The organism is Bradyrhizobium sp. P5_C12 (assembly GCF_054049735.1).
On sequence record NZ_JBFULU010000041.1, the window covers coordinates 17,294 to 31,250 of the forward strand.

Annotated in this window: 16 protein-coding genes; 8 read left to right on the forward strand and 8 right to left on the reverse strand. The window is 66.2% G+C overall.

All coding sequences use genetic code 11. From position 1 onward, the window contains the following. Positions 1-48 precede the first annotated feature (48 nt). Complete coding sequence (locus tag ACXJMY_RS28655; protein WP_456622708.1) at positions 49-288, forward strand: hypothetical protein; 240 nt, start codon at positions 49-51, stop codon at positions 286-288. Between the two features lie 89 nt (positions 289-377). Beyond that, positions 378-728 (forward strand): hypothetical protein, encoded by a 351-nt coding sequence (locus ACXJMY_RS28660; RefSeq protein WP_456622709.1) that lies wholly within the window; start codon positions 378-380, stop codon positions 726-728. Between the two features lie 24 nt (positions 729-752). On the opposite strand, the gene ACXJMY_RS28665 is transcribed toward ACXJMY_RS28660, so the two are convergent. Next, positions 753-1,232 (reverse strand): winged helix-turn-helix transcriptional regulator, encoded by a 480-nt coding sequence (locus ACXJMY_RS28665; protein ID WP_456622710.1) that lies wholly within the window; start codon positions 1,230-1,232, stop codon positions 753-755. Between the two features lie 121 nt (positions 1,233-1,353). On the opposite strand from ACXJMY_RS28665, the gene ACXJMY_RS28670 reads away from it, so the two are divergent. Beyond that, positions 1,354-2,127 (forward strand): SDR family oxidoreductase, encoded by a 774-nt coding sequence (locus ACXJMY_RS28670; RefSeq protein WP_456622711.1) that lies wholly within the window; start codon positions 1,354-1,356, stop codon positions 2,125-2,127. A gap of 175 nt (positions 2,128-2,302) precedes the next feature. After that, entirely contained in the window at positions 2,303-2,485 is a 183-nt protein-coding gene (locus tag ACXJMY_RS28675) for a hypothetical protein (RefSeq protein WP_456622712.1), read from the forward strand. 58 nt (positions 2,486-2,543) lie between these two features. On the opposite strand, the gene ACXJMY_RS28680 is transcribed toward ACXJMY_RS28675, so the two are convergent. After that, positions 2,544-3,152, reverse strand: a complete 609-nt coding sequence (locus ACXJMY_RS28680; protein WP_456622713.1) for an FMN-dependent NADH-azoreductase — start codon at positions 3,150-3,152, stop codon at positions 2,544-2,546. Between the two features lie 84 nt (positions 3,153-3,236). On the opposite strand from ACXJMY_RS28680, the gene ACXJMY_RS28685 reads away from it, so the two are divergent. Further along, on the forward strand, positions 3,237-3,647 hold the full coding sequence (locus ACXJMY_RS28685; protein WP_456622714.1) for a winged helix-turn-helix transcriptional regulator: 411 nt from the start codon (positions 3,237-3,239) through the stop codon (positions 3,645-3,647). Here ACXJMY_RS28685 and dprA read toward each other — a convergent pair. Next, positions 3,644-4,786 carry a DNA-processing protein DprA gene (dprA, locus tag ACXJMY_RS28690; RefSeq protein WP_456622715.1) on the reverse strand — a complete coding sequence of 381 codons (1,143 nt, stop codon included), beginning with the start codon at positions 4,784-4,786 and terminating at the stop codon, positions 3,644-3,646. The two genes, ACXJMY_RS28685 and dprA, sit on opposite strands and share 4 nt — an antisense overlap. Positions 4,787-5,348: 562 nt before the next feature. After that, positions 5,349-5,570: a hypothetical protein gene (locus tag ACXJMY_RS28695; RefSeq protein ID WP_456622716.1), complete on the reverse strand. Its 222-nt coding sequence runs from the start codon at positions 5,568-5,570 to the stop codon at positions 5,349-5,351. Positions 5,571-5,685: 115 nt separating this feature from the next. Between ACXJMY_RS28695 and ACXJMY_RS28700 the strand changes: the two genes are divergently transcribed. Continuing rightward, positions 5,686-6,930, forward strand: a complete 1,245-nt coding sequence (locus ACXJMY_RS28700) for an amidase (RefSeq protein ID WP_456622717.1) — start codon at positions 5,686-5,688, stop codon at positions 6,928-6,930. Here the strand turns inward: ACXJMY_RS28700 and ACXJMY_RS28705 are convergent. The 4 genes from ACXJMY_RS28705 to ACXJMY_RS28720 form a co-directional block, all read right to left on the reverse strand. Then, positions 6,922-8,136 (reverse strand): patatin-like phospholipase family protein, encoded by a 1,215-nt coding sequence (locus ACXJMY_RS28705; protein WP_456622718.1) that lies wholly within the window; start codon positions 8,134-8,136, stop codon positions 6,922-6,924. The two genes, ACXJMY_RS28700 and ACXJMY_RS28705, sit on opposite strands and share 9 nt — an antisense overlap. A gap of 148 nt (positions 8,137-8,284) precedes the next feature. Beyond that, a complete protein-coding gene (gene plsY / locus ACXJMY_RS28710; protein WP_456622719.1) occupies positions 8,285-8,881 on the reverse strand; it encodes a glycerol-3-phosphate 1-O-acyltransferase PlsY in 597 nt (198 codons plus the stop codon). An 83-nt stretch (positions 8,882-8,964) separates the two neighbouring features. Then, entirely contained in the window at positions 8,965-10,266 is a 1,302-nt protein-coding gene (locus tag ACXJMY_RS28715; RefSeq protein ID WP_456622752.1) for a dihydroorotase, read from the reverse strand. Between the two features lie 5 nt (positions 10,267-10,271). After that, complete coding sequence (locus ACXJMY_RS28720) at positions 10,272-11,219, reverse strand: aspartate carbamoyltransferase catalytic subunit (protein ID WP_456622720.1); 948 nt, start codon at positions 11,217-11,219, stop codon at positions 10,272-10,274. Between the two features lie 186 nt (positions 11,220-11,405). On the opposite strand from ACXJMY_RS28720, the gene ACXJMY_RS28725 reads away from it, so the two are divergent. Continuing rightward, positions 11,406-12,182: a M15 family metallopeptidase gene (locus tag ACXJMY_RS28725; RefSeq protein ID WP_456622721.1), complete on the forward strand. Its 777-nt coding sequence runs from the start codon at positions 11,406-11,408 to the stop codon at positions 12,180-12,182. A gap of 20 nt (positions 12,183-12,202) precedes the next feature. Then, positions 12,203-13,846 (forward strand): acyl-CoA dehydrogenase family protein, encoded by a 1,644-nt coding sequence (locus ACXJMY_RS28730; RefSeq protein ID WP_456622722.1) that lies wholly within the window; start codon positions 12,203-12,205, stop codon positions 13,844-13,846. Positions 13,847-13,957 lie beyond the last annotated feature (111 nt).

A 13,957-nucleotide genomic window follows, 5' to 3' on the forward strand; every position in this document is an offset into this window, starting at 1 on the left:
ATTGCGGCTGTGGTAGATTTGTCCTCGCGAGGTTGGAGGTTTGCGGAGATGTCGATCAAGCCGCTTCCATTCGTCGGGACGGATCTGTGGCGCGCCCGCGAGATCCTGAAGTCGTGGACATCCCTGAGGCGCTTAACAAGCGACGAAACAGATATTGTCGTACGTATGATTGCGCAGGGCCTCGCGGAGGGCAGGAAACGCGGCTTCGAGCTGGCCGCGGCCGAAGGGCTGACCGAAAGCAAGCCCTATGTCGACGAACTGACCGACGCGCTCGAGGCCAACTCGTAAATCTCACTGCCACTTTCCGGCGGACTGAACCTGGTTCAGGCGCGTGCCTGCGCGCGCATGCTCGCGGCGAATGACTCGCGGAGACAAGGATGTTCAAGGTCACATGCGTGGTGCTGCTGTCGGCCGTGATCGCGCTTGCGGCGCCGGCGCTCGGGCGCGACGACGGCCGTTACGCCAGTTCGCCTCTCAAGTCGTGGTTCGAGAGTCTGCACAGCGAATTTGGACAGTGCTGCACCAATGCTGACGGGTACATCGTCTCCGATCCGGATTGGGACACCGACGGCGTGAATTATCGCGTTCGCATCGATGATGAATGGGTGAATGTGCCTGATGGCGCCGTCGTCAAGCAGCCCAATCGCGCCGGATGGACGATGGTGTGGAAGCATTACCTCGACGGTCATCCAAAAGTCCGGTGCTTCATGCCGGGTAGCATGAGCTGAAACGCGTCGGACCAGGCATCATCATCAAGCGAGACGTTGCGAACGACCTGCGTTCCGGCCCCGCCGCGGCTTCACCATCGTATCCGCGTGGCTGAGCAGGCGGCCGTCCTCCGCGCGCATTTCGAGCTTCTTCACCGGGCGGCCTTTCTCGCGATCGACCAGGATGGTTGCGATCTCCTCTGGGTGATCGTCGAACGCCTCGCTCCATTGCCGCAGCGCCACCAGGATCGGGAAGGTGCCGCGGCCCTTCGCCGTCAGCACATATTCCTGATAGGCGCTGCCGTCGGAGGCGGGGGCGGTCGTCAGGATGCCGTGGTCGACCAGTGATCGCAACCGCACCGACAAGATGTTCTTGGCCATGCCGAGCTTGTTCTGAAACTCGCCGAAACGGCGCAGGCCGAACAGCGCCTCGCGGATGATCAGCAGCGACCACCAGTCGCCGATCGCCTCCAGCGACCGCGCGATCGGGCAGGAATCGCCCTCGAAGCTGGTTCTTTTCACCATTGTCCTGGTCCTGTCGCATTCGCCCGATTTCGGCGCCGATCACGCGCTTGTGTGGTTGCATCATAAAACCAAATGCCCTAGATCGCAATATGGTTTTATGATGCAACCACTGGAGGCGAGCGTGAGACTGAAGAACAAGACGGCCCTGATCACCGGCGGCAATAGCGGCATTGGACTTGCGACGGCCAAGCTGTTCGTGGCCGAGGGCGCCAAGGTGGTGATCACCGGGCGCAACAGGGAGACGCTGGAAGCTGCCGCGAAGGAACTCGGCCCGAACGCGCTGGCGGTCGCCGCCGATGCCACCGACATTGCCGCGACCGAAGCCGCGATCAAGAAGGGGGCCGAAAAATTCGGCAAGTTCGACATCGTGTTCGCCAATGCCGGGATCGCCGGCGGGACGCCGCTCGGCTCGGCCACGCTGGAGACCTTCGAGAAGGTCATCAGCACCAATTTGACCGGCGTATTCTTCACCGTTCAGTCGGCGCTGCCCTACCTCAACGACAACGCCTCGATCATCCTCAGCGGTTCGGTGATCTCAGTGCTCGGCATTCCCGGCTACTCGGCCTATGGCGCCGCCAAGGCCGGCGTGCGGGCAATGGCGCGGATCATGGCATCGGAGCTGTCGCCGCGCGGCATCCGCGTCAACGTCGTTGCGCCCGGCGCGATCCGCACGCCGATCTGGGGAGCGGCGACGGCAACACCCGAAGCGGAGAAGGCGTTCGAGAAGCGGATCGCGCTGACGACGCCGCTCGGCCGCATTGGCGAGACGGATCACGTTGCGAAAACGGTGCTGTTCCTCGCCTCGGATGATTCCGCGCACGTGCAGGGCCAGGAGATCTTCGTCGATGGCGGCGCGGTTGCCTCGCCGAGCGGCGCGCCGATCTATCGCGGCTGATCAATTCAAATGAAAATTGAATCGGTCGGCGCAGCCTGCACGGTTGCGCCGGCCGGTTTTTACACCCGGCGAGATGTAATTCTCTGAACCTTGCGTGAGGCGTTGAACCTTCGCTTGCGCTGCCAAGACACTTTTACGGGCAGGGGGTCATAAGACTCATTTCAGGGAGCCCGACATGCCGAAAGCAGCGCGCATTTTTTCATCGATTTCAGCACCGCGTATTTACACCGAACGTACTGCAGTTCCCGCCAAACGCTCCGACACATCCGAGTTCATCGGGGTGGCCATTTTTTCCGGTATCGGCCTGTTCATCTCTCTGATCGCCGTCATCCTTGGCATTCAGGGCGCCTGGTTCTAGACAGGCCGATCCGTCAGCCGCCGCCGGGGTGCGGCAGCGGCTGTCGTTGGCGTGAGCGCTACGCCGCCTGCAAGTTGGTGGCGGCCTGAAGCGCGCCGGCCAGCGCCTTCTCGCGATGCTCGGCGCCGACCTGGATGCCGTCGGCCGGGATGAATTCGAGGCTGGTGATCCCCATGAAGCCAAACACCCAGCGCAAATAGGTTTCGAGATGTTCGCCGGCCGCGTATGGCGTCTCCACGCCGTAGAAGCCGCCGCGCGAGATCGCCACGATCACGCGCTTGCCGGAGGCCAGGCCCTGCGGTCCATTGGCGTCGTATTTGAAGGTCTTCCCCGCCACCAGGACTCGGTCGATCCAGGCCTTGAGCTGGCTCGGAATGGTGAAATTGTACATGGGCGCGCCGAGCACCACGATGTCGGCATCGAGGAACTCGTTGAGCACGGCCGCGCTCGCGGCAAGGTCGGGTCCAAGCTCGGCCGGCGCGGGCGCGCCTTGCGCGGCCGCAAGGTGCGATCCGGAGAGATGGGCGAGCGGGGTCTGGGTCAGGTCGCGGTAGACGACGTCAAGCGCCGGCGTCGCCTGCCGGAGACGGTCGACGATGGCGGCGGAAACCTGTCTGGAGACGGAGTGGGGGCCGAGCACGCTGGAGTCGATATGGAGCAGTTTCATTGGGGGTCACCTATGGTATAGATTTGTAACCCGCACTACATGAGTGACTGTCCAAATCCCCGCAAGAACGCACTTTTTTGAGCCATGGGCACATCCTTGAGACCTGCACACACCGATTTTCCTGCGCCCCAGATGCCGGATCGCGACCACGCTGACTGCCGCGGGGTCGCCTCGATCCTGGCGCGGGTTGGAGACAAATGGAGCGTGTTCGTCATCATGATGCTGAGCGACGGGCCCAAGCGCTTCAATGAACTGAAGCGGATGATCAACGGCATCTCGCAGCGCATGCTGACCCTGACGCTGCGCGGGCTGGAGCGCGACGGCCTGGTCACGCGCACCATCTTCCCGACCATTCCGCCGCGCGTGGACTATGAGCTGACCGATCTTGGCCGCGGGCTCCAGCAGCCGGTGATGGCGCTTGGGCTATGGGCGAAGGAGCACCAGGAGCAAATCGCGGCGGCGCGGACAAGGTTCGACGAGCGCAACGACACCTAGAGAAGAGAAACGAGCCCGCCGCCGTGACGCTCGAGCCGGCCGGCGAGCTCGAGCTCCAGCAGCACCGTGCGCACGATCGCGGGCGAAGCGCCGGACATCCGCACGAGGTCGTCGATCGAGATCGGCGCCGGGCCGAGTAGGCTGGTGATCTGATCGCGGTCGTGTCCTTGCGGGTCGCTCTCGAATGGTTCGCTGTCGGGCTCGCCTGCGGAGCGCATCAGCGGCCGCTCCATGATCGGTGCGACAGCGTTGACGATGTCGGCGGCTTCGGTGACCAGCGTTGCGCCCTGCTTGATCAGTTCATTGGTGCCGGCGGCGCGGGGATCGAGCGGCGAGCCGGGGACTGCGAACACCTCGCGGCCCTGTTCGGCGGCCATGCGCGCGGTGATCAGGGAGCCCGAGCGGTGCGCCGCCTCCACCACGACCACGCCGAGCGAGGCGCCCGAGATCAACCGGTTGCGGCGGGGGAAATCGCGGGCGCGCGGCTCATGGCCGAGCGGCATCTCGGAGATCGCGGAGCCGCCCTGGTCGAGGATTGATGCGAGCAGATCGCCATGCTCGGGCGGATAGATGCAATCATGGCCGCCGGCGAGCACCGCGATCGTGCCGCTCTCGACGCTGGCGCGGTGCGCGGCCTGGTCGACGCCGCGGGCGAGGCCCGAGATGATGATGAAGCCGGCCTCGCCAAGCTCACGCGCGAGCTGACCGGCAAATTTCAGCCCGGCGCCGGAGGCGTTGCGCGAGCCGACGATCGCGATCATCGGCCGCATCAAGGTTTTCGTGTCGCCGCGCACGGCGAGCAGCGGCGGCGCGTCGTCGAGCGTCGCCAGCCGCGCCGGATAGCCGTCCTCGCCGGGCGCGAGCCAGGCGATGCCGAATTTGCGGCTTGCGGCGAGCTCGGCCTTTGCCTCATCCGCACTACAGATGCGCCCCGATCGCGCCGCGCCGCCGCGACGTGCGAGATCCGGCAGCCGCTCCAGGGCAGCGCGCGCGTTGCCGTAATGATCGACCAGCGAGCGGAAGGTGCGCGGCCCGACATTGTCGGAGCGGATCAGCCGCAGGCGGTCGACCCGCTCGGTCTCGCTCAGCTCCACGCTCGGATTGATGGCGTCCACGGTGCCTCCTTGCAGGCGTAACATGGAACAACCTGAGGGCGTGGGCAACAGCTCCGTGCGCTTGCGCGAGGAGGAATGGGGTAGCGCGCTGCCGCCTTCCTCAAGGCTGACCCGCGTACGTCCCTGATCTGCATTCGGCGAGAGCAGGCTCTCCGACAGTTTCTAGTAGCAAGGTCCGTAGGGATAGTATCCGCAGCGCTGCGTTCCATAAGCTCCGTAAGCTCCGTAGGCAGCGGCACCGACGGCAGCAGCACCGACGCCTACCGCCACTCCACGGCGTACCGCTGCGCCACGGTAAACACCGCCGCGATAAACGCCGCCGTGATAGACGCCAGCGCGGCCAACACCAACGCGTCCACCGCGATATGCGAACGCATCAGTTGAAACCATAGCAACGCACCCGATGCCGATGATGACCGACGCGGCCAACGAGAAGATCGCTCGACGTGACATGTTACTTGTCCTTTCACGGTTAGAAGCGCATTCCTCCAGCCCGCCGACCAGACGATTGTGGGACAGGTTGCGCAGAGAGCCGCAACCTGCCGCAGAGCGTCGTGCCCTGCGTCATTTGCTTCGTTGATTTGGATCAAGCCAGGCTCCTTGGAACCGCGTGCATCAGACCGGCCATCGCGATCCGTCTTTGGTCCGACGACCTTTCATGAAGAACTACGTTGGCGGGATGAGCCTTGGAAACGGCGTAGAAATTGGCGGCGAGGGCTTTAGGCTCATTGGCGGCCCGATTTCTCAGCCGCAGGCGATCGATCCGCTCAGTCTCGGTCAGCTCAACGCTTGGGTTGATGGCGTCCACGGCGTCTCCTTGCACGCACAGCATGGAACAACCTGAGGGCGTGGGCAGCAGCTCCGTGCGCTTGCGCGACCTCGGCGCAATGCTAAAAGCGATCCCAATAAGAAGGGTTCTTGCCATGATCTCACTCGCCGATCTCCAGCGCCGCATCGAAGCGGGCGAGCTTTCGCCCGATGCCGCCATCGCCCAGTCGCATGCGGCGATCGAGGCCAAAGAGAAGGACGTTCACGCCTTCGTCAGGCACGACAAATCCGCGAAGGCGCAAGCCTCCGGCCCGCTGCGCGGCATCGCGGTCGGCATCAAGGACATCATCGACACCGCCAATATGCCGACCGAGATGGGCTCGCAGATCTATCGCGGCTGGCAGCCGCGCAGCGACGCGCCGGTCGTGATGATGCTGAAGCGGGCCGGCGCCACCATCATCGGCAAGACCACGACGACCGCGTTCGCCTCGCGCGATCCGACCCCGACGCTCAATCCGCACAATCTCGGCCATACGCCGGGCGGCTCGTCCTCGGGCTCGGCGGCGGCGGTTGGCGCCGGCATGATTCCGCTGGCGCTGGGCACCCAGACCGGCGGCTCGGTGATCCGTCCGGCGGCCTATTGCGGCGCCGCCGCGATCAAGCCGTCGTTCCGGATGCTGCCGACCGTCGGCGTCAAATGCTATTCGTGGGCGCTCGACACCGTCGGCCTGTTCGGGGCCCGTGCGGAGGATCTCGCGCGCGGACTGTCGGCGATGACCGGTCGCAGCGAATTTTCCGGCATTGTCGCAGCCAGGTCGCCGCGCATCGGCGTGGTCAGGCAGGAGTTCGCCGGCGCCGTCGAGCCCGCCGCCGAAGAGGGGCTGCAAGCCGCGATCAAGGCGGCTGAACGCGCCGGCGCCAGCGTTCAGACCATCGACTTGCCGCAGTCCGTGCAGGAGGCCTGGCGCATCCACCCGGTCATCCAGGATTTCGAGGCGCATCGCGCACTCGCCTGGGAATTTTCCGAGCATCACGACGAGATCGCGCCGATGCTGCGCGCCAGCCTCGACGCGACGGTCGGTTTGACGCCGAAGGACTATGACGAGGCGCGCCGGATCAGCCGCCGCGGCCGCCGCGAGCTTGGCGAATTGTTCGAGGGCGTCGACGTGCTCTTGACCTATTCGGCGCCAGGCACGCCGCCCGCCAAGGAGCTCGCCTCCACCGGCGACCCCCGCTACAACCGGCTCTGGACGCTGATGGGCAATCCTTGCGTCAACGTGCCGGTCTTGAAGGTCGGCGGCCTGCCGATCGGCGTGCAGGTGATCGCGCGCTTCGGCAATGACGCGCTCGCGCTCGCGGCGGCGTGGTTCCTCGAGGAGGCGCTGGCGAAATCAGGCTAGCGCGGGTTCGGTGGAAACGATGCGCTTGCCGGGTGCAGGCGGCGCTGCGTTGGCATTGGCACCTTGCCCGAGCCAGCGCTCGGCGGCCTCGCGGCCGCTCCTGTGCAGCAGGCGGATGAAGCCGCGGCCGAGGTCTGTCGATGAGCGCTGCGCCAGGCCGTCGACCGAATCCTCCGCCGCGATCCTGGACAGCCGCAGTTCGGCGGCGGCATGCGATGCTGCCCACTCGACAGCCGCGATCTCGGCATTGAGGACGGCGTTGGCCGCGATCTGGTCGAGCCGGCGGTCGATGGCGGCCAGCGTGATCGGCACATAGCTGTCGCGCGCCGGTGTGACCTGGACGATCAGGACGTCAGACGTTGTGGTTTCCTGCGCCAGCTGCAGCAGCGGTGGATTGCCGCCAAGGCCGCCGTCCCAATAGGCCTCGCCGTCGATCTCGACGGCGCAGTGAACCAAAGGCGGGCAGGTCGAGGCCAGCGCGACATCGGCGGTGATCGTATCGTTACGAAAAATCCGCTGCTGCCCGTCGCGGATCCGTGTCGCCGCGATCAGCAGCCTTGGGCACTTCGCGCCGCGGAGTGCCGCAAAATCGATGTCGCGCGACAGGGCCTGGCGCAGCGGGTCGAGATCGAACGGATCGAACTGGCCCGAGCGCAGCGTCGGCCCGAATGCCACCGAGCTTCCCGCCGGCGAAAATCCGCCGACCAGCATCAGCGAGCGGAACGAGGCCTCGTGCATCAGCCGGACCCAGAACCGGTTCAGCCGGGCGCGGGCGGCCTCGCGTCCGCCCTCGGCCAGGCCGCAGGCGAGCAGAAGCGCGTTGACGGCGCCCGCGCTGGCACCGCTGACGGTGTCGATCTCGATGGCGGGCTCTTCCAGGAGCCGCTCCAGCACGCCCCAGGTGAAGGCGGCAAAGGTCCCGCCGCCCTGGAGGGCCAGCGACAGTTTTTGCGGCGGCCATTGTCGGGAGGGCGACCGCTCGCGCGTGACAGGGGCGGTCGCGACCACGACCTCGATCGGGGCCGCAATATGCACGACGGGATCGGGCGGCGGCGACGGCGGTGAAACGGGAGCAGGTTCGGGCGAGGGAGGCGGCGAGGGTGCACTCGACCAGATATCCGTTGCCGAAAGCAGCCGGCTTGCCGCGGTGCGCGCCGCACCCTGCAAGCCACCGTCATCATGCACGCCGAGACTCTTCTCGCTCATTCTGAGCAACCGCGTAACGCCATTTCCGCCGTCAGGATGACAGGCCTGGAACCCGTTCGCCACTCTGGCCGCGAGTCGGCCAGAGTTGCAAACAGGAATTGGCACATAATGCGGAGACGCTGCGGCGGTATCCGTACTTTTTTCCGGCCTATGCCTTCTCGCCGATCCGGCTTTCCTTGCCCGATTGCAATCGCTTGATGTTCTCGCGATGCGCGTAGAACAGCAGCAGCGTCAGCACCGCGAACAGTGCAGACAGTGCGAGATGCCCGAACCACCACAGGAACAGCGGCGTGATGAAGGATGCGACCAGCGCCGAGAGCGAAGAGTAGCGGGTGGTGAAGGCCGTCGCGAGCCAGAGCAGGCAGAACACGACTGCGCCGGGCCAGAACAGGCCGAGCAGGATGCCGATATAGACGGCGACGCCCTTGCCGCCCCTGAACTTGAGCCAGACCGGAAAGAGATGGCCGAGGAACGCGCCGAGTCCGGCCACCATGGCGGCATTGGGCCCGGCGATGTAGCCGGCGATCAAGACCGCCGCCGTGCCCTTGAGCGCGTCGAACAGCAGGGTTGCCGCGGCAAGGCCCTTGCGTCCCGTGCGCAGGACATTGGTGGCGCCGATACTGCCGGAGCCGATCGAGCGCAGATCCTGCGTGCCCGCGAGCTTGGTCAGAACCAGCCCGAACGGGATCGAGCCGAGCAGATAGCCGATGACGAACGCCACCGGCAGGAACGCTTCAAGCCCCACGGCCGCATCTCCATGTTGAACTGCGACGCCACGCATGATCCCGTTCCGATACGCTGTCGCGGCGCAGGGCGACCTCCGGCACGCTAGACATGCTCAAAGACCGTCCGCCCGCCGACGATGGTCCGCACCACGCGGCCTGTAAAGCGGGCTTCGTCGAAAGGTGTGTTCTTGCAGGGCGATTTGAGATCGGCGGGATCGACCACCCAGGGCGTGTCGGGGTCGATCACGATGACATCCGCCGGCGCGCCGGCGCGCAGGGTTCCCCCGGGCAGGCCCAGAATCTCGGCCGGCCGGGTCGACATCGCCCGGATCAGCATCTTCAGTTCCAATTCGCCGTTGTGCACGAGCCGCAAGCCCGCCGGCAGCATGGTCTCGAGCCCGATGGCACCGCTTGCTGCTTCCGCGAACGGCAGGCGCTTGCCCTCGACGTCCTGCGGATTGTGGTCGGACATGATGACGTCGACGAGGCCGGAGGCGACGGCTGCGACCAGGGCGCGGCGGTCGTCCTCCGTGCGCAGCGGGGGCGACAGCTTCAGGAAGGTCCGGTAGGGGCCGATGTCGTTCTCGTTCAGCGCGAGGTGGTTGATCGAGACCGAGGCGGTGACGGGGAGCCCGGCATCGCGGGCGCGTTTCAGGATCTCGAGCGAGTCGGTGCAGGAGAGGGAGGCTGCGTGATAGCGGCCGCCGGTGAGCGCGACCAAGCGCATGTCGCGCTCCAGCATCACGGCCTCCGCCGCGTTCGGGATGCCCATCAGGCCGAGTCGCGTGGCGAACTCGCCCTCGTTCATCACGCCTTCGCCGACGAGCTTGGGATCCTCGGTATGGTGCACGATCAGCGCGTCGAAATCGCGCGCATAGGTCAGCGCCCAGCGCATCACCTGCGCATTGGTCACGCTCCTGTCGCCGTCGCTGAAGGCAACCGCGCCGGCCGCCTTGAGGAGGCCGAACTCGGTCATCTCCTCGCCGCGCATGCCCTTGGTCAGCGCCGCCATCGGCAGGATGTTGACGATTGCGGTGTCGCGGGCGCGGCGCATCACGAAATCGACGGTCGCGGAATTGTCGATGACGGGCTCGGTCTCGGGCTGGCAGATGATGGTGGTGACGCCGCCGGTTGCGGCTGCCTGGCTCGCGGAGGCAAAGGTCTCGCGATGGCTGAAGCCGGGCTCGCCGACAAAGGCGCGCATGTCGATCAGGCCGGGGGCCACGATCTTGCCGGAGCAGTTGACGATGTCGGTGCCCTCGGGGACGCCGGCCGCGCCGATGCCGCGACGGGTCTCGCGGATGGTGCCGTCGGCGATCAGGACGTCGCCGGGACCGTCGAAATCCCTGGAGGGATCGACGACGCGGGCATTGGCAAGCAGGAGGGGTCGTCGATCGGTCAACATGAGCATCACGCGTTCGGCAGGTTGCGGGCGAGCGCTTCCAGGACGGCCATGCGCACGGCCACGCCCATCTCCACCTGCTCGCGGATCAGGGACTGGGCGCCGTCGGCCACGGCCGAGTCGATCTCGACGCCGCGGTTCATGGGGCCGGGATGCATCACGAGCGCATCCGGCTTGGCGTAGGCGAGCTTCTTCTGGTCGAGCCCGAAATAATGGAAGTATTCGCTGGATGAGGGCACGAAGGAGCCGTTCATGCGCTCGCGCTGGAGCCGCAGCATCATGACGATGTCGGCGCCTTCGAGCCCCTCGCGCATGTCGCGGGCGACCTCGACCCCCATCCGCTCGAGCCCGGGCGGCAGCAGCGTGGAGGGGCCGACGACGCGAACGCGGGCGCCCATGGTGTTGAGCAGGATGATGTTGGACCGTGCCACGCGCGAATGCAGCACGTCGCCGCAGATCGCCACCACGAGGCCCTCGATCCGGCCCTTGTTGCGGCGGATGGTGAGGGCATCCAGCAGCGCCTGGGTCGGATGCTCGTGCGCGCCGTCGCCGGCATTGATCACGGAACCGTCAACCTTGCGCGCCAGCAGTTCCACGGCGCCGGAGGCGTGGTGCCGGACCACCAGGATATCCGGGTGCATGGCGTTCAGCGTCACCGCGGTGTCGATCAGCGTCTCGCCCTTCTTCATGGACGAGGAGGACACCGACATGTTCATGACGTCGGCGCCCAGGCGCTTGCCGGCGAGCTCGAACGAGGATTGGGTGCGGGTGGAGGCCTCGAAGAACAGGTTCACCTGCGTCCGTCCACGCAGGACGGTACGCTTCTTGTCCACCTGGCGGTTGAGCTCGACATATTCTTCGGACAGGTCGAGCAGGCCGGTGATGTCGGCAGCGGAAAGGCCCTCGATGCCCAGCAAATGCCGGTGGCCGAGGACGAAGGTCGATTTCGATGTCATTAAAACGAGAGCTATAGGCGGGGATGGCTGGGGGGGCAAGGGGCAAAGGGGAGGCGGCGAGTTATCCCCTGAGGAGTCTGGTACATCGTCATTCCGGGATGGCGCGCAAGCGCCAGACCCGGAATCTCGAGATTCCGGGTTCGATGCTCCAGGCCGCGCTTCGCGGTCCTGTCGCATCGCCCCGGAATGACGCCGAGAATCTGGAAGCGCTCCGTGAAACCAATTTTGATCGCACTTTTAACAATCGCCACCGCCTCGTCCGCCCACGCCCAATCGCTCCCCGGCGGCTTCGTCTATCTGCGCGACATCGACCCCAGCATCATCCAGGACATCCGCTACGCCACCTCGAACAATTTCATCGGCCGTCCGCTCGCCGGCTACGGCGCCGGCGAATGCGTGGTGAAGCGGGAGGTGGGGATGCGGCTGAAGGCGGTCCAGCAGGAACTCGCCGCGCAGAACCTGTCGCTGAAGATGTTCGACTGCTACCGGCCGGGGCGGGCCTCGCTCGACATGGTCGCGTGGTCGCAGAACGGCCGCGAGACCGCCACTGAGCGTCGCTACAATCCCAAAACTCCCAAGACCGAGCTGTTTCGCCTCGGCTACGTCGCGAGCCGCTCGCAGCATTCCACGGGCGCTGCGCTCGACCTGACCCTGGTCGACCTCACGGCCGACAATTCAGCCAAATACGATCCGTCGAAGGCCTATGCCGATTGCACGGCGCCGGCCGGGGCGCGGGCGCCGGAAGGCAGCGTCGACATGGGCACCGGCTATGATTGCACGGATGCGAAGGGGCACACCTCCGCACCGTCGATCGCGCCGGACCAGCGCGCCTGGCGCAAGCGGCTGGTGGCTGCGATGGCGAAGCAAGGCTTTGTGAACTATTCGAAGGAGTGGTGGCATTTTTCGCTGCCGGGGGCAGGCGGGGCGGCCTATGATTTCCCGATCCAGCCGCGGCGGAACTGATTCCGGTCCGGGGAAACAAGATGACCCAGCCCAGCTTCGCAACCCACGAGGTCTTCAACCAGTCGCCGCCGTTCGAGGATGTCGATCTGTTCGCCGTGGACCGGCCGCTGGTCGAGGCGGTGAAGGCCAATGGCGGCGCTGCGGCGGAGCGGGAGCTGTCGGAGTTCGGCAAGCACTGGGGCTCGGCCGCGATGGCCGATCGCGGGCGCGCGGCGAACGAGAACACGCCGAAACTGCGCAGCTTCGACGCCAAAGGCAATCGCCGCGACCAGGTCGAGTTTCATCCCGCCTATCACGAGCTGATGGCGCACAGCGCGCATGCCGGCGTGCACAATTCGACGTGGACGGCGGACGGCAAGCCCGCGGGCGATGCCGCTGAGGTCATCCGCGCCGCAAAGTTCTACATCGCCTCGCAGGTCGAGACCGGCCATCTCTGCCCGATCACGATGACGCGGGCGTCTGTTGCCGCGCTGGCGATGCAGCCGGATCTGCTCGCCCGCGTGATGCCGGTGCTGGCGACGAAGAGCTACGATCCGACATTCGCGCCGTGGTGGGAGAAGCGTGGCATGACGCTCGGCATGGGCATGACCGAGAAGCAGGGCGGCACCGACGTGCGCGCCAACATGACGCGCGCGGTGCGCGACGGGGACGCCTATCGCATCACCGGCCACAAATGGTTCATGTCGGCGCCGATGTGCGATGCGTTCCTGGTGCTGGCGCAGGCCGATGAGGGACTGACCTGTTTCTTCATGCCGCGCTTTGCGCCGGACGGGTCGGTCAACGCCATCCAGTTCCAGCGGCTGAAGGACAAGCTTGGCAACCGCTCCAATGCGTCGTCCGAAGTCGAGTTCGTCGGCGCCTATGCGCAAGCGGTCGGCGAGGCGGGCAAGGGCGTCCGCACCATCATCCAGATGGTGCAGCTGACGAGGCAGGATTGCGCGATCGCCTCCGCCGGCCTGATGCGCTCGGGGCTGGCGCATGCGCTGCATCACGCCCGTCACCGCAGCGTATTCCAGAAACATCTCGCCGATCAGCCCTTGATGCAGGCGGTGCTTTCGGACATGGCGCTGCATGTGGAGGCCAGCGTCGCCCTGGTGATGCGGCTCTGCCGCGCCTTCGACCGCACCCCGCACGATGCGGCGGAGGCCGCCTATATGCGGCTACTCACGCCCGCGATCAAATACTGGACCTGCAAGAGCGCGCCCGCCTTCCTCTACGAGGCGATGGAGTGCCTCGGCGGCAACGGCTATGTCGAGGACGGCATTTTGGCGCGGCACTACCGGGAGGCGCCGGTCAACGCGATCTGGGAGGGCTCGGGGAACGTGATGTGCCTCGACGTGCTGCGCGCGCTGTCGCGCGAGCCGGAGGCGGCGATGGCGGTGCTGCAAGCGCTTGCCGCCGGGACCAAAGGTCTGCCGGGGGCGGGTGAGGCGGCGGCGTTCATCGGCAAGGCCTTCCGCCGCGCCGACGGCGAGCGCGTCGCGCGGCTCGCGGTCGAGAAGCTGGCATTGCTTGCCGCGGCCGCCGCGCTCAACGCCGTGTCGCCGCGCCATGCCGAACTGTTCGCGGCCACGCGCCTCGGCACCACCCACGCCGGCATGTATGGCGCGGTGGAGCTGGAGAGCGGCGAGGTGCGCGCGGTGCTGGAGAGGGCGCTGCCGTGATCGGTGCGCGCTCTAACCACTCGTCATGGCCGGGCTTGACCCGGCCACCCACGTCTTGCGGCGCGGGACTGAGAACGTGGATGCCCGGGACAAGCCCGGGCATGACGATCT